At 42.1% G+C, this 18,310-nt stretch carries 20 protein-coding genes; 1 reads left to right on the top strand and 19 read right to left on the bottom strand.

Annotated elements, in window-relative coordinates; translation table 11 throughout:
- Nucleotides 1–21: 21 nt before the first annotated feature.
- From ispE to metG, 9 genes are all read right to left on the bottom strand, one after another.
- Entirely contained in the window at nt 22–885 is an 864-nt protein-coding gene (gene ispE, locus ACFPU1_RS16880; RefSeq protein WP_385943168.1) for a 4-(cytidine 5'-diphospho)-2-C-methyl-D-erythritol kinase, read from the bottom strand.
- Between the two features lie 135 nt (nt 886–1,020).
- Nucleotides 1,021–1,197, bottom strand: coding sequence for a small, acid-soluble spore protein, alpha/beta type (locus ACFPU1_RS16875; RefSeq protein ID WP_054637338.1), 177 nt, complete (start codon nt 1,195–1,197; stop codon nt 1,021–1,023).
- Between the two features lie 123 nt (nt 1,198–1,320).
- Nucleotides 1,321–1,575: a Veg family protein gene (locus tag ACFPU1_RS16870; RefSeq protein ID WP_100400538.1), complete on the bottom strand. Its 255-nt coding sequence runs from the start codon at nt 1,573–1,575 to the stop codon at nt 1,321–1,323.
- A 346-nt stretch (nt 1,576–1,921) separates the two neighbouring features.
- Nucleotides 1,922–2,797: a sporulation peptidase YabG gene (gene yabG, locus ACFPU1_RS16865; protein WP_054637337.1), complete on the bottom strand. Its 876-nt coding sequence runs from the start codon at nt 2,795–2,797 to the stop codon at nt 1,922–1,924.
- Between the two features lie 93 nt (nt 2,798–2,890).
- Nucleotides 2,891–3,772 (bottom strand): 16S rRNA (adenine(1518)-N(6)/adenine(1519)-N(6))-dimethyltransferase RsmA, encoded by an 882-nt coding sequence (gene rsmA / locus ACFPU1_RS16860; RefSeq protein WP_385943166.1) that lies wholly within the window; start codon nt 3,770–3,772, stop codon nt 2,891–2,893.
- A complete protein-coding gene (gene rnmV / locus ACFPU1_RS16855; RefSeq protein WP_385943164.1) occupies nt 3,769–4,335 on the bottom strand; it encodes a ribonuclease M5 in 567 nt (188 codons plus the stop codon). Before rnmV ends, rsmA begins: the two co-directional genes overlap by 4 nt.
- Before the next feature lie 716 nt (nt 4,336–5,051).
- Nucleotides 5,052–6,341: a ubiquitin-like domain-containing protein gene (locus tag ACFPU1_RS16850; protein WP_385943162.1), complete on the bottom strand. Its 1,290-nt coding sequence runs from the start codon at nt 6,339–6,341 to the stop codon at nt 5,052–5,054.
- Between the two features lie 296 nt (nt 6,342–6,637).
- Complete coding sequence (locus ACFPU1_RS16845) at nt 6,638–7,405, bottom strand: TatD family hydrolase (protein WP_054637335.1); 768 nt, start codon at nt 7,403–7,405, stop codon at nt 6,638–6,640.
- A 145-nt stretch (nt 7,406–7,550) separates the two neighbouring features.
- Nucleotides 7,551–9,521: a methionine--tRNA ligase gene (gene metG / locus ACFPU1_RS16840; RefSeq protein WP_385943160.1), complete on the bottom strand. Its 1,971-nt coding sequence runs from the start codon at nt 9,519–9,521 to the stop codon at nt 7,551–7,553.
- An 814-nt stretch (nt 9,522–10,335) separates the two neighbouring features.
- Between metG and ACFPU1_RS16835 the strand changes: the two genes are divergently transcribed.
- Nucleotides 10,336–10,629 carry an AbrB/MazE/SpoVT family DNA-binding domain-containing protein gene (locus ACFPU1_RS16835; protein ID WP_054637334.1) on the top strand — a complete coding sequence of 98 codons (294 nt, stop codon included), beginning with the start codon at nt 10,336–10,338 and terminating at the stop codon, nt 10,627–10,629.
- A 132-nt stretch (nt 10,630–10,761) separates the two neighbouring features.
- Here ACFPU1_RS16835 and rsmI read toward each other — a convergent pair whose 3' ends face one another.
- From rsmI to ACFPU1_RS16785, 10 genes are all read right to left on the bottom strand, one after another.
- Nucleotides 10,762–11,637 carry a 16S rRNA (cytidine(1402)-2'-O)-methyltransferase gene (rsmI, locus tag ACFPU1_RS16830; protein ID WP_385943158.1) on the bottom strand — a complete coding sequence of 292 codons (876 nt, stop codon included), beginning with the start codon at nt 11,635–11,637 and terminating at the stop codon, nt 10,762–10,764.
- On the bottom strand, nt 11,634–11,897 hold the full coding sequence (locus tag ACFPU1_RS16825) for a GIY-YIG nuclease family protein (RefSeq protein ID WP_054637333.1): 264 nt from the start codon (nt 11,895–11,897) through the stop codon (nt 11,634–11,636). The genes rsmI and ACFPU1_RS16825 overlap by 4 nt, the downstream gene beginning before the upstream one ends.
- Entirely contained in the window at nt 11,884–12,624 is a 741-nt protein-coding gene (locus tag ACFPU1_RS16820) for a tRNA1(Val) (adenine(37)-N6)-methyltransferase (protein ID WP_385943156.1), read from the bottom strand. The genes ACFPU1_RS16825 and ACFPU1_RS16820 overlap by 14 nt, the downstream gene beginning before the upstream one ends.
- An 86-nt stretch (nt 12,625–12,710) precedes the next feature.
- Nucleotides 12,711–13,061, bottom strand: coding sequence for a DNA replication initiation control protein YabA (yabA, locus tag ACFPU1_RS16815; RefSeq protein WP_100400527.1), 351 nt, complete (start codon nt 13,059–13,061; stop codon nt 12,711–12,713).
- 28 nt (nt 13,062–13,089) lie between these two features.
- A complete protein-coding gene (locus ACFPU1_RS16810) occupies nt 13,090–13,905 on the bottom strand; it encodes a PSP1 domain-containing protein (RefSeq protein ID WP_054637332.1) in 816 nt (271 codons plus the stop codon).
- A gap of 1 nt (nt 13,906) precedes the next feature.
- Nucleotides 13,907–14,890, bottom strand: coding sequence for a DNA polymerase III subunit delta' (gene holB / locus ACFPU1_RS16805; protein ID WP_385943154.1), 984 nt, complete (start codon nt 14,888–14,890; stop codon nt 13,907–13,909).
- Between the two features lie 15 nt (nt 14,891–14,905).
- Complete coding sequence (locus tag ACFPU1_RS16800; protein ID WP_054637330.1) at nt 14,906–15,235, bottom strand: cyclic-di-AMP receptor; 330 nt, start codon at nt 15,233–15,235, stop codon at nt 14,906–14,908.
- Between the two features lie 166 nt (nt 15,236–15,401).
- Nucleotides 15,402–16,040: a dTMP kinase gene (gene tmk, locus ACFPU1_RS16795; protein ID WP_385943152.1), complete on the bottom strand. Its 639-nt coding sequence runs from the start codon at nt 16,038–16,040 to the stop codon at nt 15,402–15,404.
- Nucleotides 16,041–16,045: 5 nt separating this feature from the next.
- Nucleotides 16,046–17,491: an aminotransferase class I/II-fold pyridoxal phosphate-dependent enzyme gene (locus ACFPU1_RS16790; RefSeq protein ID WP_385943150.1), complete on the bottom strand. Its 1,446-nt coding sequence runs from the start codon at nt 17,489–17,491 to the stop codon at nt 16,046–16,048.
- Nucleotides 17,492–17,562: 71 nt separating this feature from the next.
- Entirely contained in the window at nt 17,563–17,769 is a 207-nt protein-coding gene (locus tag ACFPU1_RS16785; RefSeq protein ID WP_054637325.1) for a sigma factor G inhibitor Gin, read from the bottom strand.
- Between the last annotated feature and the right edge of the window lie 541 nt (nt 17,770–18,310).

The raw sequence follows: 18,310 nt of genomic DNA, 5'->3' as shown, positions 1-18,310 counted from the left end.
ACCATCTTTGTACGGATTTTATCAAGTGTTGGGCTGACTAATTAAACGGACGGCATAAACCTGGTCACAAAATCCTCTCAGGGCATTATATACACGATGAACTCTTGCTTCTTTTTGAATTAGACCGAAAACAGTAGGCCCGCTGCCGCTCATTAATGCTGCATCAACACCGGACTTTTCCATTCGCTTTTTTATTTGTTTTACCTCTGGATGCATCTTCAGCGTAACGTCTTCCAAATCATTAGAAAGCATGTCGCAGATTTTTTTATAATCATGTTCTTCAATGGCTCTCTTCATGATATCCGAACAATTTGGCTTTGATTGATCGATGCTGAGTCGTCGGTACACATCGGCAGTAGATACTCCAATCGGCGGTTTTGCCAGGATTACCCAGCAAGGAGGCGGCGAAGACAGTGGCTGAATAATTTCTCCTCTGCCTGTAGCAAGGGCTGTTCCTCCGTAAACACAAAACGAAACATCGGAACCGATTTCTGCCCCCAGGTCAGCAAGCTCTTCTTTGCTTAAATGAAGGTCCCAAAGGATATTTAATCCCTTTAACACAGCAGCAGCGTCACTGCTTCCTCCGGCTAAGCCTGCAGCTACCGGGATGTTCTTTTTTATGTAAATTGAGACCCCTTGATTCACAGTAAATCGCTTTTGCAGCAGGGCAGCAGCCTGATAAGCTAAATTTCGGTTATCGGTTGGCACTAAACCTGAGGACATCTCAACAGTGATTTTAGTTCCTTCTTGGCTTTGAAGTTCCACCCTGTCAGCAAGATCAACCTGTGTCATAACCATTTTGACTTCATGGTAGCCATCTTCCCGCTTGTTCAGAACATCAAGGGATAAATTTATTTTGGCAGGAGCTTTTACAGATAGCTTCACGTTCCATTCTCCTTCATTTGCTTTGTTTCCTTTCATATTGCTTATCATCTGTCCATTTTAGTCGAAAAATGAAGCCATGTACAGAAAAAATAGGGGTCAGGCATGAATGCCTGACCCAAAACCAGCGGTGTAATGTTACTTCTTTCCTGCCATCTGTTCTTCGGCCATTTCTATTGCACGTTTGACCATGTTTCCTGCATCACGAGATTTGATTCCACCCCATCCTTCTTTTTGCACGGTTTCATAAAATCCCAGATCTTTGGCCAACTCATACTTGAAATTCTCGGACATGATTCCTCGTCTGCGACTCAAGGTCACCAGCCCCTTTTTTCACCGCTGGTCAAGAATAGTATGAGCTTAAACAGACATAAATATAGCTTTCTGCCCAAAGAACAGAAAGCCATCTTCTCCCATAACTGGGAGCTGGTATGTTTGTTATGCTTGCAGCTCTTCTTCTTCTGTAAGCGTGAGCTGAACCGTCTTGGTGAGCACGTCTGTGTAACTGTAGGAAATCCTTTCAATTGGATACTTTTCCCTATCCAGCTTAACAATAAAAACTGAAGGATATGTCTCTTCAATCAGCCCAGAGCGTTCTACAGTCTTTCTTCTTCCGCCGTTCGCCTTTACTGTCACTCGTTTACCTACATTGGCATCTAAAGCTTGTTTAATTTCGACCAGCGTTTTTCCCATAGTTAATACCCACCTCACTAATATGAATTGTATCACTTCACCTTCACATTGTCAAATAAAATTTTTTATTATAACAGTGTTTTGAAAGTGTTGTCAATAACCTTTAACCCTCTCCATCTGCTACTGCTTTGTTTAGTCTGTACCACTTTCTCAAAAATATGTAAAAAACTAGTGATTATTTTTATTATTTAAAAGGGTTTTCGATAAATACATACATACTTCCACATTATAGAGGTTTTTTTTCCTTGCTTTCTCGACACTCCTGCCTTTTTTCCTTCGCTAAAAATATTTTTATTTTCTCCTTTCTGAAATAAGGAGGCGTACAAAAAACCGCTCACCTTTTTGGCTAGCGGTTCAATGCAGAATCTTCACTTTTCCACGGTACGCCTCTGCGAAGCACTCCTTTTGTCTCCAGTCCACCCAGTCCCTCTTCACCGGTTATTGTATTCCGGATAAGCTGAAGGATACTCACTTGATCCATGAACGGTGTCAAGCTTATTTTGGCAGCAATATAAACCGGGTCCAAGGCATGGATGTTGACTCTATTCGGAGCACTGGCAAAGTTAGCCCCTGCTTTAATCAGCCACTCAAAATAGGACTGGCATGCCCCTGCAAAGATAACGAGATCATCCAGCTGGGGTACAATGTTTCTCGCCTCCCGCACTGTCTGGCCAAACGCTTTTGAATGCCGGTATGCCTTAAGATCATTTTCTTCTCCTCTAGAAGGCAAATAGGCATCGTGGCCGGTTATTACTAAAATATCCGGACGGACCATATGAAGAAGAGAGGCAACTTGATTAGGCATTTCTTTTTCAGGAAGATGGACACCATATACCGGAATCCCCAAACGATCATATAAAGCCGTACACTTTTCCAAATAAGAGGGGTCTCCATCCAGATGGAGAACCCTTCCTCTCATTTCAAAATAAGGAGTCGATGAGGAATAACTATCCGTTGTTTCATACTCATTTCTTTCTTTTAAGAGCCTGCATTCCTGACGGAAAAGGCGATAGCAGTTTTCCTCTTTTTCTTTGGATTCCTTCTGACGTTTTTCTCTTTCCTGATCGTCAATTTTTTTTAAATCCGACAACGGAGAATCCGCCTGAAGCCGAACCTCTTCTCCAATCAGCTCGGCTTTCCCATCCTTAACCGCCGTAATTCTAAACAAAATATCGCAGTTATACGAGTATCTCGCTACCAAGTCACCTGCTTGAAAGCCCATTAGACACTCCTCCTTCACCACATAGCCTATGCACAGCAAAAAGAGGTGTGCCTGCCCACTCTGTAATTAGTTTATTCTAGTGATCCCCTTGGATTACCCTTGATTATAAAGGGGGTACAAAGCAAAACTTAAGCGAGAGAACTCCTCCATGGACAAGGTTTCTCCCCGCCGCTGAGAATCAATGCCTGCTTCCTCCAGAGCCTGAATAATTTCCTGTTTTTGTTCCTTACCTAACAGATTATGCTGAAGATTGTTCAGAAGGGTTTTGCGTCTTTGGGCAAAGGAGGCTCGTACAACCTGAAAATAAAAATCCTTATCTGGAACTTTTATTGGAGGCTCTTCAAGAAGCTCTAAGTGAAGGATAGCTGAATCAACATTAGGCTGGGGAACAAAGACGGTCTTTGGGACAGTCATCACTTTCTTTGCTTTCGCGTGATACTGAACAGCAATAGATAAAGAACCATAATCCTTGGTACCCGGCTTTGCAGCAATGCGATCCGCGACTTCTTTTTGAATCATGACTGTGTAGCCGCTGACAGGAAGGTCCTGCTCCAACAAAGACATGAGAATAGGAGTCGTAACATAATACGGGAGATTGCCCACCACTCCCACACGTCTTACATCTTGCATATCGTTTTCTATTACTGACTTCACATCAGCTTTTAGTATATCTTGATGATGCACCGCTACATGGCTGTAGGGAGCTAACGTATCTTGCAAAATAGGGATAAGACGCTGATCAATTTCAAAAGCCGTAACCTTTTTTGTTCTTTTGGCCAGCTGTTCTGTCAGCGCCCCTATGCCGGGGCCAACTTCAATTGCTCCATCCTCTTGTGTCAGGCCTGTGGCATCTACAATCTTTCTCAGGATGTTCACATCAATCAAAAAGTTTTGTCCTAGGCTTTTTTTAAATGAGAATTTATGATTGTTAAGTATTTCTCGCGTGCGAATTGGAGTGGCAATGTCTTTTGTCACTTTGTATCTTCCTCCTCTATTACCGTCATAACTGCTCGGGCGAATTCATCCTCGGTAATACAAAATACTTCCAGTCTTTTTAAAAGCTGCTTCCCGTTAGCGTACCCTATGCCAAGCTCCTCTCCCAACCGTTCTCTTCTTTTTCGTGCAAAAGGTCCGGCCAGGAGCCCTGCGTCCATTAAATCCTGCTGGCTTATGGTTTGAGAAGTTTGTTCTTCCCTCTCAGTTCTGATAGCCGCGAGAGCTTCCCTGATTGCTTCTGGAGAGGCGTGCTCTACTCCGATGCTGCTTCCTTTGTTCTGAGAAAGGGCTTTTCGTTTTGGCAGGAAGGCATGCTTGCAGCCTGGAACTGCTTCACTTACTATTCTGCGGATACGATCACCAGGCGTGTCCGGATCCGTAAACACAATCACTCCTCGCCGTTCCATGGCAAGCTTAATCCTCTTAATGACCCCGTGGGAGACGGCAGAACCATTTGTTTCTATTGTATCTGCATCCACTGCCTGTTTAATCGCCGTTGTATCGTCTTTTCCTTCCACTACAATACACTCTTTTATTTTCATGTTTCCTCCAAGTTTACTCATTTACACTTCAAAGTCCAAAAGTCGTTATCTATTATACATGAAAGGCTTTATCTCTTTCTTTATTTTACCCCAAAAAAGCTGATCCCTATTGAGCAAGCGCCTCCTTCTTTAGAAAACTGCTAAAAGCTGTGATTTGCAACCGCTGGATGGAGGTGCTTTTACGCAACGGTACAAGTACGTTATCCGTTCAACCTTCCCTTCAACTCCAACCATGGCCGGCAACACTTCATCCTATTGGAAAATTGTCATTTCCCAGGGACGTTGCATTCTTAATTTCTTTAGGAATGACAGTCCAGCAAAAAAAGGACTCTCCGCTATGATGAGGGAGGTCCAACCACCCATCACCAAAGGAGAATCCTGTTTGAATCGTACTCAACATGCTAGTATTATTCCAGTTTCTACATCAATTTCGTAATTTGCACCTTTATGGCGAAGAAAAATCATTAAGCCTTGCCGGATATAAGAGGGGAAATGGCTTATATATAACAAGTTATCCAACCCTTTTAAGACCTTACCCCACGGTTCCAGTAACGCACTCAATGATGTGCACGAAACAGTTTGACGACTGTCTTTGGAAGTCACATGAACAAAGACCATTCATTGCGTCCTCTTCAGCTATTTCTTATCCGGCTGCAGTTTACAGGCATTCATCTGCAGGGAACTAAAGTCAACTTGGCTGAGGGGCTCCCCTTCGTTTAGTCAATGATTGTAACTTCTACCGTTCTGCGGCCAAAGCTAGTGGCCTCAGAAGTGGTAGGCACATGAAGGTCAATACGGTTTCCTTGGATGGCTCCTCCTGTATCACCAGCCACAGCCCTCCCATAGCCCTCCACATGTACTTCACTTCCAAGTGGGATCACATCGGGGTCGACCGCTACCACCTTTTTATCTGGATTATTATTTAAGTCAATTCCCGTAGCCGTCTTTCCACTGCACCCTTTACAGTCCGCTGTATAAGCAGTTGCTTCCATCGTAACAGTTTCTTCTTCTTCCTGTGTATCCTGCTCATGTTCCGGACCAGAGCTGCTCTGTGCTGAAGAAGTGCTGTTCGTAGGGGAAGGAGAGCTGTCTTGTTCAGGTGCTGATTGTGTCTGCTTGTTGCTTTGCCCAGACGTTGATGGCTTGCTTCCTATTGTCACCAGCCTGTCCTTCTTTTCTTTCACTTTTTCTTCTTTTACAAGTTTCCTTGATACCTCTTCTCCATCTTCAAGAACCACTTCATACTTCTTTTCAAGAAGTCCTTTTTCTCCTTTTTCGTTTACTCTTTTCTCTCCGCTTTCCAGACTGTCATCCTTGGAAGTCACAGTTTTAAAATCTATCTCCTCTTCCACTACATCGGTGATTTTTTCTACCCTGGTCACTTGAATTTCTGTTTCATTCGTAAGCTTTTCCTTGAGTTCCGGTTTTACCCGGTCGTCTTCCTCAAGGATAACCTCAGCTTCCTGTAAAAAATCAGCGACAGTAGTCGAAGTGGTATAAAGCTCTTTTTCTTGACCATCGACAATTACACTTACTGGAAAAGCTTGTTCGTACCTCAGCGCTAATCCTTCTTCCACAGTCTGGTCAAGGTCATGACTAATATAGTCGTGTTTATTTACTTCTACTTCCAATTCTGATGTTAAATCTTCAACTGTTCGTGCTGTCGTCCAAACCTCGTCAAGGTCATCCCCTATCATTACTTCAACTTGTACAGCCCTTGTCCATTCAACCGACATATTGTTTTCTATCGGAGAGGTAAGGTCAGGGCTTACATCATCAGCATCTTTCACTTGCAACCCTTGCTCCCTGAACAATTCTTCTACCGTTTGGGCATGAGTGGCTGCTGTTATTTCTTCCATTTCATCAACCACAATAGTCACCGAAGACTTTGCCATTTCATATATCCCATATGTAGAAATAGAAATTATCAGCATGAAAGCAAATAAGGCCATCAGCTTCTTTCTCATGCTCATTGTTAAAGGCATGAGTCTCTGCTTAAGGTCCATATTTTCTTCTCCTCCTAACTAGCGTGCTCTTTTCCATAAGGTTTACAAATATATAAAGAGACGTAGGGTCTCCCTTTCGCTGCCATGTATAAACGTACTGTTCTATACAAGATCAGAAGTTTAGCTTCTTCCCCTCCTTATGTCAATAAAAGAAGCGCTGGCATATGTTGACATTATGCAAAAAACAGGGGAAAAGGAGAAGAAATATTTATCGACTAATTCAGCATTTGTAAGGATTCCTAAAGAAAAAAACTCACGTTTGGAGGAGAATGTACAAGATCCGCTATCAAAATTACTTAGTTAATGTTGAAAAGTTTTTTTGCATTGCTTGTCGTTTGCTCCGCTACTTCTTCCAGAGAAAGTTCTTTCAGCTCAGCAATTTTCTCGGCAACAAGCTTCACGTAAGCAGGCTCATTTCTTTTTCCTCTGTATGGGTGCGGAGCAAGAAATGGACAGTCCGTTTCAACAAGAAGCTTATCCATGGGAATTTCCTTTGCTACTTCCTTTGGCCTTTTTGCATTTTTAAAAGTCACCGGCCCTCCAAAGGAGATATGAAAATTCATTTTTAAGCACTCTCGGGCGATCTCTAAACTTCCTCCAAAGCAGTGCATAATTCCTCCTACTTCTTCTGCTTTTTCTTCCTTGAGAATATCTACTATATCCTGATGCGCATCTCGATCATGAATGACGATTGGAAGGTTTACTTTCTTTGCAAGTCGTATTTGCTTTCTAAAGACCTCTTTTTGGACCTCCTTTGGTGATTTATCCCAATGGTAATCGAGCCCCATTTCTCCTAATGCTACGACTTTAGGATGTTCAGAAAGCTCCTCTAACCATTTCAAGTCATCTTCTGTCATATCTATCGCATCAACGGGATGCCAGCCTACAGAAGCATAAATAAAATCGTATTTGTCAGCCAGGGACAGAGCTCCTTTGATTGTTTTGCGGTCAAACCCGACCACATTCATTAAACGAACTCCTTCGCCCCGCGCTTTTTCAATGACTTGTTCCACATCCTCTTCAAATTGATCTGCATTTAAATGAACATGTGTATCAAACAACATTATGAATCCTCCTCAGCTCTTTTGTTCAGCTTCTACTATCTTTGTACTATACATAAGCCCTGGGCTTTTCTTCAAGAATCGTGTGTAAGCCCATGTAGTACCATTGATAAAAAAGTCCGGCTTAAGCCGGACTTCTCTCACTAAATTAATTCACTTTCGCTCCGTTTGGAAGACTGTCATCAATGGTTGCCAAGGTAAGCTGCTTTCCTTCTGATCCGGCAAGAATCATGCCTTGTGACATTTCGCCGCGAAGTTTTACAGGCTTTAAATTCACCACACAGATCACTTTTTTGCCGACGAGCTCTTCAGGCGTATAATATTTTGCAATGCCAGAGACAACCTGTCGTTTCTCGTAACCTAAATCCAGCTGGATTTTTAACAGCTTGTCTGCTTTTTTAACTGGCTCTGCTTTCAGCACTTCTGCTACTCGTAAATCTACTTTAGAGAAATCATCTATGGTAATTTCAGTATCTTGTGCGTTTTCTTCTGGGTCTTTCCTTTCACTGTTCTCTTCTTCATTTGTTTTTACTACTCCGCCCATATCGCGAATAATATTAGCGGTTTCTTCTTTTACATCAAGACGAGGGAAGAGAGGCGTTCCTTTTTTTACGACGGTAGTCCCTTCCGGTATCTTTCCAAATTCCTTCATTGTTTCCCACTCAGTTAACTCATTTGAAATCCCCAGCTGCTTCCATATCTTCCCTGGTGTTTCTGTCATGAATGGCTGAATAAGAATGGAAATATACCGCAGGGATTCAGCAAGATGGTACATCACCGCGCCAAGCTGTTCTTTTTCTCCCTCATCTTTTGCCAGAATCCAGGGCTGTGTTTCATCAATGTATTTGTTTGTCCTGCTCACGAGCTGCCAAATAGCTGTAAGAGCCACAGAAAACTCCATGTCTTCCATTGCTTTCTCGACTTTTGTAACTGTGGCATTTACCAACTCCACCAATGAGTTATCAAAAGAAGTGCCGTCCTTTAAGTACGCTGGTAAGGAGCCTCCTAGATACTTATTAATCATAGCTACAGTTCGGTTTAGTAAATTTCCAAGGTCATTGGCCAGGTCATAGTTCAACCGATCTACGAAGCTTTCCGGAGTAAAGACTCCGTCGGATCCAAATGGCACTTCACGGAGAAGATAATAACGAAGGGCATCCAGGCCGTAGCGGTCAATTAATGGGACAGGGTCTACGACGTTTCCCTTTGATTTCGACATTTTTCCGTCTTTCATAAGCAGCCAGCCATGGCCAAACACTTTCTTTGGCAGCGGCAGATCCAAAGCCATTAACATGATCGGCCAGTAAATAGTGTGAAAGCGTACGATCTCCTTTCCAACTAAGTGAACGTCTGCCGGCCAGTATTTCTCATATAAATCAGGCTGATCTGTTCCGTATCCTAATGCTGTGATATAGTTAGACAACGCATCAATCCATACGTACACGACATGCTTAGGGTCGCTTTTTACAGAGACTCCCCATGAAAATGCCGTTCGTGATACAGCCAAATCTTCAAGTCCCGGTTTAATAAAGTTGTTAATCATCTCATTTTTTCTTGTTTCCGGCTGTATAAACTGAGGGTTTTTCTCATAAAACTCAAGGAGCCGGTCAGCGTACTTGCTCATTCTAAAGAAGTAAGACTCTTCCCTTACTTTTTCTACAGCTCTCCCGCAATCCGGACATTTCCCATCTTCCAGCTGGTGTTCTGTATAAAAGGATTCACAGGGCGTACAATACCAGCCCTCATAGTGGTCAAGATAAATGTCTCCCTGCTCTTTTAGCTGCTCAAAGATCTTTTGAACTACCTTTTTATGACGGTCCTCGGTCGTTCGGATAAAATCATCATAGGAAATATCAAGTTTATCCCATAGATTTTGAATGCCACTTACAATCTCATCAACAAATTCCTGTGGACTATGGCCTTTTTCTTCAGCTTTCCTTTCAATCTTTTGACCATGTTCATCGGTTCCCGTTAAATAGCGCACATCATATCCACGAAGACGCTTGTATCTTGCCATGGCGTCTCCGGCTACAGTCGTATAAGCATGACCAATATGAAGCTTGTCACTTGGATAATAAATAGGAGTTGTAATATAGAAGGTTTCTTTTTGCTTTGCCATTTTATTTCCTCCTTCATGTATTTTGATATTTGATGTTCTTTTCATCTGCCTGCTTCATTCCTCTCACCTTCCAATCTTACATCTTTGTTAAAAGGCGAGAGTCTAAACAAAGAGATGCTTTCTTTTCTCTAAAAAGACATAAAAAAGCCTTCATCCTGCTAAGGGACGAAAGCTTCGCTCACGTGGTACCACCCAAATTTCTTTGTTTCATGTGAAACAAAGGTCTCTTCTCACTGCTCTGCTGCCAGACATATTTGCAGTGTTCCATATAACGCTGGAGACGTTTCACCCTTGTTGGCTTTCAACTCGAAAGAACTCCTCTTGGGCCCATTTTCTGCGGTTCTGCCTCACCGGTTCTCACCTTTTCCGGCTCTCTGTGAGAAGCTTCTTCGCATACTCTACCCTTCATCGGATTTACATCTATGGTTTCCATATTTCCTGTCTTTTAAAAAAACTATATCGAAGGAGAAGAACATGTGTCAAGCTTCCTTGAAAAGGATAGGAAGAATTATTTGTAATTTCCATTTTTTGTATCAGCTGATTTTTGGTTTCGGTGCATTTTGTCGAAAATTATTAATCATAGTTTGCTAGTTTGTATTAACAAAGGAACACTTTTTACATAAAACGCCTTTATAAAAAACTATTTTTCTATTTTTCCTATATATTTTCAATTTCTTCAAATTTCTTCAATATTTTTTTATGCATAATAATTGACGTCTTTTCTAAAGATTGGTATATTTAGAAAGAAGAAAGAGAAAATTGTCGAATATTGACTCTTCCTACAAAGCTATGAAAATATAAGGAGGATTTATTAATGAAATCTACTGGTATTGTACGTAAGGTTGATGAGCTTGGCCGTGTAGTTATTCCTATTGAATTGCGTCGTACGTTAGATATTGCAGAAAAAGACGCTCTTGAAATCTATGTAGATCATGACCGCATTGTACTGAAAAAGTACAAGCCTAACATGACTTGTCAGGTTACTGGTGAAGTATCTGATGACAACGTATCCATTGCGGACGGAAAGATTATCTTAAGCCCTGAAGGCGCAGAAGAAGTAATTAAGGATCTTCAGTCATACGTCGATAAGCACAAAACAAACGCATAAGCTTTATAGATAAAGAGATAACAAGCTTACACTTAAAAATGTATTTCTTATAGATAGAGAAAAAAAGGCAAAGCCTCATCAGGCTTTGCCTTTTTTATTGTGGCATAGAGTCTTTGTTTTCACTATCCCCTTTTAATCCAACTCGTGAAAAGCCGAGTAGACTTCACGCTTTGGAACCTCTCTATCCTTTGCAGCCTGCTTTATCGCCTCTTTTGAAGACATCCCTTCCTTGATGTAGCTCTTCACATGCTCAGCAGGATCCAGAGCCTGCCACCACGCCTGTTCTTCAACCGGAGCTTTTCCAGTCCCCTGAACAATGAGACAGCATTCTCCTTTGACTGGCTCTTTTTCTAAAGCTTCCCTGATGGTAGTAAGGGTTCCACGGAAAATTTCTTCATGCCGCTTAGTTAACTCTCTGGCAAGGGCTGCTTCTCTATCTCCCCACTGCTTTTCAATATCTTCAACCGTTTTACCAATTCGGTATGGGGATTCGTAAAAAATAACCGGGCCGTCTACATAGGAAAGTTTATCCAGGATTTCTGCCTTCTCTTTGTTTTTTCTTGGCAAAAAGCCATAAAAGTAAAAGGGACCTCCTGCTAACCCTGATGCAATAAGGGCAGTGACAGCAGCATTTGCGCCAGGAAGAGGAATCACAGAGAAACCCGCACGAACACAGGAAGATACAAGCTCCTGTCCTGGATCTGAAACGAGTGGAGTGCCAGCATCACTGACCAAGGCTACTGTTTTCCCTTCTTTTAAGTAGCCCAGCACTTTTTCTTCCTTTTGTTCTTTATTATGTTCATGATAGCTGTCAAGCGGGCCGGGAATTTCAAAGTGAGTACAAAGCTTTCTCGTCTGCCTTGTATCTTCAGCTAAAATCACATCTGCTTCCTGAAGGATACGAACTGCCCGGAAAGTCATGTCTTCCAGGTTCCCTATGGGTGTCGGCACAAGATATAAGTGGCCTTTATCGGCCTCAGCTGTATGATAGCTTTTTTGCTGGTTCATTTACTTTCCCCCGAATCAATTAAGTTTTTCTTCTGGGCTTTAGTTAGTTTTTTTATTGCTCGTTCAGCTTTCAGAGCTTCTGACTTTGTGGAAAAAGAACTTTCATACACAAGGGAAAGAGGTGCTCTTCCCCTTGTATATTTCGCTCCCTTTCCCATCTCATGTGTGATCAGCCTTTTTTGCACATCTGTAGTGTAACCGGTGTAATAAGTGCCATCCCCGCACTTTAAGATGTACACAAAGTGCTTATTTTCCTTCATAATAATTTTGAAACTCCTTTGTATAGCTTCCTTTTTCATCATAAACAAACAGAGGAGGAAGGCAGGCCATCCCTGGCTTTCCGTCTTTTATTCCTTCGAGAAGAACGATGTTTGCATCTCTGTCTTTCTTTGGGTGAATAAACTTCACTCTTTTTGGTGCTATTCGATGCTTCTCAAAAAGCGTTATCATCTCTGAAAGCCGCTCTGGACGATGCACCATTGCCACCTTACCTTTTTGCTTTACAACTTGGCTGCATGCGTGAATGACTTCTTCCAGACTGCAGTATATTTCATGGCGGGCAATAGCAAGGTGTGGATTTTCATTATATTCTTTCTCCCCTTTTGTAGCAAAATAAGGAGGGTTGCACGTCACCAAGTCAAATTTAGCAGACCCTGCTTCCTTCGCCACTGTAATGATATCTCCTTGCTTAATTGTCACTTGCTTTTCTTTTTTATTGATTTGCACACTTCTTCGAGCCATATCACACAGCAGCGGCTGGATTTCCACGCCAAGGATAGGTACCTGACTTCTTTCTGTAAGTACAAGGGGGATGATGCCATTTCCAGAGCAAAAATCTATGATATTTCCTTTTGTTCGCGGTACTGAGGCAAAACGGGCCAGCAACACTGCATCAATGGAAAAAGAAAATACCGAAGGGCTTTGAATAATTTGAAGCCTTCCTTTATTAATGTAATCAAGCCGTTCTCCCTCTTTTACCTCTTTCATTCCTTCTTCTCCTTTCTTTTACCTTTTTTCTTTATAAGTAAATGATTCCTGAAAAAAGGCCTTTCCATCATGGAAAGGCCTCTTCATTATTTTTGATTTAAAAAGGATAGGCAAAAGAGACAATCTCCATCTACCCGCAAGCTTCCGTAATGGAGGTTGCAGATATGGAACCCTTCATGGTAAAGGCGGGCGAGATTATCATATCCTTCTCCAGGATTCGCTTTAAGGTGGGGAGTTGGTTTTTCAGTCTCTTTCTTCTCTGCTTCTTCTTCCTTATTGTCAAGCCTCTTTCGCAAGTGCTTGTTTTCAAGCATGAGAGCCTGGTTTTCCTCTATTAACATGACAAGCTGCTCTTTTAATTCTCCTAACTCATCGTGCAGAGCTCCTATTCTCTCTTCCATATGAATGACCTGGGAGAAAATTTCTTTTTTGTTCACTTTTTTCCCACCTCGCCATCCTTTCGCCTTAGCTCGTCAAGGAGCCTTCATCCATTATTTCTTCCAGGGAGTATTCAAGAACCCGGTCCGGGTCACTGAGAGATACTTGGATTACTCTTTCTAAGATATTTAAACCAATGACTTTTCCTTTTCCATCCGGTGTTTTAATTTGCTGGCCTACATCAGGTAATTCCTTCTTGGCTGTTTCATATGTGTCATTTTCGTATTTTAGACAGCACATTAAACGACCGCACAAACCAGATATTTTTGCCGGATTTAAAGATAAGTTTTGATCTTTTGCCATCTTGATTGAGACTGGCTCAAAATCACCCAGGAAAGTTGAACAGCAAAGTATACGTCCGCACGGCCCTACGCCACCGAGCATTTTCGCTTCATCACGTACACCAATCTGACGTAACTCAATCCTTGTCCGGAAAATAGAAGCAAGATCCTTGACGAGTTCCCTGAAATCAATACGCCCGTCCGCAGTAAAGTAGAATAATACCTTATTTCGGTCAAACGTATACTCTACTTCCACCAGCTTCATATCCAGCTTATGTTCATTAATTTTGCTAACGCAAACATCATAAGCCTTTTTTGCAAGCTGCATGTTTTCAGCCACATTCTGATTGTCTTTTTCTGTGGCCAGTCGAATCACTTTCTTCAATGGGAGCACAACATCGTCTTCTCCTACTTCTTTTGTTCCCAAAACGACTTTCCCATATTCTATGCCACGGGCTGTCTCAACAATCACCCATTGTCCTTCTTCTATAGCTAAGTCACCAGGTGAAAAATAATATATTTTCCCTGCTTTTTTAAATCGTACTCCTACCACTTGATGCAAGTTACAATCCCTCCTGTAAACGGAGCAGTAAACGCTCCATTAAGAGCTGTGGGTTAACATTGGCTTGCAGCTGCCGCTTCGCTTCCAGTACAGCCTGTAACTGACTGGTAACCTCCAGTTCTGTCCGTTGAAAGGCTTCTGCCTTCAATTGATCCCGCTGTTCTGGAAAAGCCAGACCTGTTTCCTCATGTCGTACAGTAAGAAGATCCCGGTACCAGAAGAGAAGCAAATCTAACCCCGCATCCAGCTCTTCTCTATCCTTAAAATGGGCAAGCCACTTATCCTGCAGCGTTAAGAGCATTTGATGAGGCCTATTTAACGCCTCTTCCGTCAATTGTATCACTAGACTTCTTCCTTGTACAATCCACTCTTTGTCCTCGTTATACCTTTCTAGGAGGTGGTCTGGAAGTCTGGCAAGAAGCGGTGCGACACTTTCGCCGACGCCTTCGGATACAAGCAGTTTTGCTTTCCTTTCATAAGAAGGTGGAGCAAAGGTGAGAACCTGCGACCTAGAAATAACCGTTTCAAGTAAAAAATGGATATTTTCAGTAAGCAGAATTGCCAGCGTTTCCCCTTCTGGTTCCTCTAGAAACTTTAAGAGGCTATTGGCAGCACTTGCTGTCATTTTATCAGAGTCATTGACGATATAAACCTTTGTAGAAGACTCCATTCCTTTATATCCAAATTCTTTTTGAAGCTGTTCTACTTGTCCTTTTTTTATTGACTTCCCATCCGGCTCCACTAGAAGAACATCAGGATGATTTCCATGTCTTATCCGTGTGCAGTCTTTGCATGAGCCACAAGGCACCGTTCTATGATGTTTACTACAAAACATCCGCTGGGCAAGGAGAATGGCTGTTTCCTTTTTCCCTGCACCTCTGGTTCCTTCAAATATATAGGCATGAGCCAGCCGATTTTTTTCAAAGCTTCGTTCAAGCATTTGAAAGACCGTTGGCTGTTGTTTTTTCATTGTCTCCCAATCCATATGATCCCTCTATTATTAAAACTTTTCAAATTGTTCTACAGGCATAATAAACACTGTTGCCCCGCCCACTTGCACTTCTACAGGGTAAGGCACATAAGAATCAGCATTGCCTCCCATTGGTGAAACAGGAGCTACCAGCTGTTCTCTAGCTTTACAGTTCCCTTGAATAATCCCAAGAACGTCTTCCACCTCTTCGTCCTTCACCCCGATTAGAAACGTTGTATTGCCTGCTTTTAAAAACCCGCCTGTACTAGCTAATTTCGTGGCTTGAAAATTATTCTCCACCAGAGCATTAGACAAACGGTTACTGTCCTTATCTTGAATCACGGCAATAATAAGTTTCATATTAACCCCTTCCTTCGTAATAATCTCCCGTTTCAGCTGCTCTCCCAATCTTGGATAGCGCCAGGGGCCGTAATAAGGAGAGCATGGAAGGGAGAACTCTTTACTGTTATCTTACTGGATTGCTCTTACAATGAAAATCCTTTTTTTAAAAGAAGCAGGCTGCGGCTTACAAGTTTGGTAAGGCAGGAGAAATGATTTGTTTTACCTCATCGAGAACGTTTTCTATCTCCCTGTTTGCATCAACCTTATGTATTCGTTCGGGGAATCTCTCTAATAATTTGTGATAAGCCTCCCGCACTTGGTCATGAAACTCAATTTTTTCCATATCTAATCGATTAACCTCGCGACTGTTGTTCTTTTGGATTCTCCTCATTCCTGTCTGAGGCTCAATGTCCAGGTAAATGGTCAAGTCAGGCATATACTGATCAATTGCAAATTCATTGATAGCCAGGACTTCCTCTATTCCTATGTTTCTAGCGTATCCTTGATAGGCCAGGCTGCTGTCAATGAATCTATCACAAAGAACAATCCCGCCTTGTTCAAGGGCAGGAATAACCTTCTCCACTAAATGCTGTCTTCTTGCAGCAGCATACAGCAATGCTTCTGTCCTGCCTTCCATTGCCGTGTTTTGGGGCGTCAGTATAATATGACGGATTTGTTCAGCAATATCTATTCCCCCGGGCTCTCTCGTTTTAATTACATGGTATCCCGATTCTATTAATTTCTCATAATAGGCTTCTATCACCGTTGTCTTTCCAGCACCTTCGCCGCCTTCAAATGTCACGAATAAACCATTCTTTTTCATTTTCGTCATCCTTTATATATTCGTAGAGTCATACACTTATCTGTCTCTTTTGTTCCTCCCTGAATTCTTCCACCTTCCTTAAGCCAGGCACTTAACGCATCCAACCGGGGACGGTCAATTTTCTCACCCTTTAACAGCAAAGGTACACCAGGAGGATAGGGAATCATGTCCTCTGCAGCTATTTCACCTTCTGCCTCCTCAAGGGGACATGAAATGATGCCTTTGTTTTCAAGTTCCTTTATCGGAAAAGATAGCCTTGTGATAGGAGGAAACGGGAAGGACCAAACTCTCCTGGATGACTGTATCTCTTTGTAAACAGCCATTTTTTTCACTGCTTTTCTTATTTTTTCTGCTGCTATGTCCCAGGGGAAATCACTCGATAGAGGCAGAACCAATAAAACATGCCGGTGGTCAGCTAGTTCTGGGTAGACCCCCTCTTTTTGCAAAAAAGACTGAAAAACCCATCCTGTTTGGGAGAAAGGCGCCTTGAGAGTGCATTTTAGAAGATCATCCTTTATGCCAGGAGGAGGAAACACGATATCCAATTCTTCTATTTGCTGGAGTTCTTGTCGAAAAGAAAGAAGAGAGTTTTTTATCTTCTGTTTGTCTTCTTTGGTTAAGAGAGCCAGATAGCTTCTTGCAATATCCAGTGACATCATAATGGGATAAGATGGACTGCTTGATTGAAGCATTCCAGTATACTCCTTTGCTTTTTTCAAAAGCCTGGAGCTTTTCACATGTAAAAATGCGCCCATTGTCATAGCCGGTAATGTTTTATGGGCAGATTGAACAACCATATCAGCCCCCTGATCCAATGCTTGTATGGGAAAAGGTTCTCCATAAACAAAATGTGCACCATGAGCCTCATCTACTAACACTACTCCTTCCTGCTCATGAACATACTCAATAATGTTGTGCAGAGGAGCAGCCCACCCGTAGTAAGTAGGAGATGTTAATACAATCCCTTTGATTCCTTTATATAATTGAAAAGCTTCCTTTATTCTTTCGATCGTTACTCCAAGTGAAAGTCCTGTCTTATTGTCATAAATCGGCGATATAAATACAGGCTCGACCTTAGCAAGCCTGAGGCCGTTAATGACTGACTTATGAGCATCTCTTTGGACAGCTACTTTATCTCCTTCTTGAAAAGCAGACATGATCATAGCAAGGTTCCCAGCAGTCGAGCCGCCCACTAAAAAGAAAGTTGATAACGTTCCGTATAAATCTGCTGCAAGATCCTGTGCTTCCCCTATGACCCCCTCGGGTTCATGAAGGTCATCTAATCCCTCAAGTTCTGTGAGATCAAAAGGCAACAGAGAGGAAAAGGGTTCCTTGGAAAAGGTGGGAAATACAACTCCATTCTTGTGTCCTGGAACATGAAAAGAAAGAGGAGAGCTGCCTGCAAAAGCTGCAACTTTGTCATATAGAGGACGTTTATACTGATTATTCATCGTTTACAATCCTTTTTTACATTCATTCCTTAACCTTATATTCTTTTAAAAAAAAAGACAAGCCCTTCTCTTCAGGAAGTCAGCTTGTTAGTCTTTATCTCTCTAAGTCTTTCAATATAAAAGCGGTAATTTGGATCCTCTGTGGTCGCCTGCACAATATCCTGCTCACACTCTGAGCAAATAAAAGCTGTTACAATATGAATCCCTTTTTCTTTTTTTCTTTCACATATTAAACATAATTCAGTTACACTAGAATCGCTTTCATTTCTCGGTTTCATAGTTTTCACCCCTTACACATAGGATGGCCACTTTTTTGCTTCTTATACAAAGTCGTCACGATTTCACTTGTTCTTCTAGTAGCATACGCGTCAACAACAAGGAATGTGCCTATTTTTTCCTTATGGTCATAAGGAAAAAGCGAGTGGGACGTTTCTTCTGCCAAGACACCGAGAAACAAACATTGTTACATTTGTTGTTGATTTTCGTGAAAGAAGCTCGATTGCACCCCCAATGGTACAAGTGACACATCCATCCGTGCTTATTTCATTCGCATTCACAATATTTTCTATGCCTCGAGCATGGCCTGAGCTTCCTTGACATAAGCACCGGGCAGAGATTCTTCGCATCACATGCTATCCCCGAATCCATCTGCTCTTTTATCTGATCAACAGTGGACCGCAACAGAGCCTTCAAAAAAGGTGTACAGCTTTGAGTGCTCCCAGGAGATGTGTTTCTTTGGTAGACATAAAAAAAAAGCACCCACAACATGGGTGCTTTCAGAGTTTGCCTGGCAGCGTCCTACTTTCACAGGGAGTTGCC

The organism is Thalassorhabdus alkalitolerans (assembly GCF_042656525.1).
Classification (GTDB): Bacteria; Bacillota; Bacilli; order Bacillales; family Marinococcaceae; genus Thalassorhabdus; species Thalassorhabdus alkalitolerans.
The sequence above is the reverse complement of the archived record's forward strand: the minus strand, read 5'-3'. Positions and strand labels throughout refer to the sequence as shown.

Excerpts from the sequence above, each read along its gene's own strand:
- ACFPU1_RS16870 (WP_100400538.1), bottom strand. The coding sequence starts at position 1,575 with ATGGGAAAAACGCTGGTCGAAATTAAACAAGCTTTAGATGCCAATGTA.
- yabG (WP_054637337.1), bottom strand. The coding sequence starts at position 2,797 with ATGGGCTTTCAAGCAGGTGACTTGGTAGCGAGATACTCGTATAACTGC.
- rnmV (WP_385943164.1), bottom strand. The coding sequence starts at position 4,335 with ATGAAAATAAAAGAGTGTATTGTAGTGGAAGGAAAAGACGATACAACG.
- ACFPU1_RS16850 (WP_385943162.1), bottom strand. The coding sequence starts at position 6,341 with ATGGACCTTAAGCAGAGACTCATGCCTTTAACAATGAGCATGAGAAAG.
- ACFPU1_RS16845 (WP_054637335.1), bottom strand. The coding sequence starts at position 7,405 with ATGTTGTTTGATACACATGTTCATTTAAATGCAGATCAATTTGAAGAG.
- metG (WP_385943160.1), bottom strand. The coding sequence starts at position 9,521 with ATGGCAAAGCAAAAAGAAACCTTCTATATTACAACTCCTATTTATTAT.
- ACFPU1_RS16835 (WP_054637334.1), top strand. The coding sequence starts at position 10,336 with ATGAAATCTACTGGTATTGTACGTAAGGTTGATGAGCTTGGCCGTGTA.
- rsmI (WP_385943158.1), bottom strand. The coding sequence starts at position 11,637 with ATGAACCAGCAAAAAAGCTATCATACAGCTGAGGCCGATAAAGGCCAC.
- ACFPU1_RS16825 (WP_054637333.1), bottom strand. The coding sequence starts at position 11,897 with ATGAAGGAAAATAAGCACTTTGTGTACATCTTAAAGTGCGGGGATGGC.
- ACFPU1_RS16820 (WP_385943156.1), bottom strand. The coding sequence starts at position 12,624 with ATGAAAGAGGTAAAAGAGGGAGAACGGCTTGATTACATTAATAAAGGA.
- holB (WP_385943154.1), bottom strand. The coding sequence starts at position 14,890 with ATGGATTGGGAGACAATGAAAAAACAACAGCCAACGGTCTTTCAAATG.
- ACFPU1_RS16800 (WP_054637330.1), bottom strand. The coding sequence starts at position 15,235 with ATGAAACTTATTATTGCCGTGATTCAAGATAAGGACAGTAACCGTTTG.
- tmk (WP_385943152.1), bottom strand. The coding sequence starts at position 16,040 with ATGAAAAAGAATGGTTTATTCGTGACATTTGAAGGCGGCGAAGGTGCT.
- ACFPU1_RS16790 (WP_385943150.1), bottom strand. The coding sequence starts at position 17,491 with ATGAATAATCAGTATAAACGTCCTCTATATGACAAAGTTGCAGCTTTT.
- ACFPU1_RS16785 (WP_054637325.1), bottom strand. The coding sequence starts at position 17,769 with ATGAAACCGAGAAATGAAAGCGATTCTAGTGTAACTGAATTATGTTTA.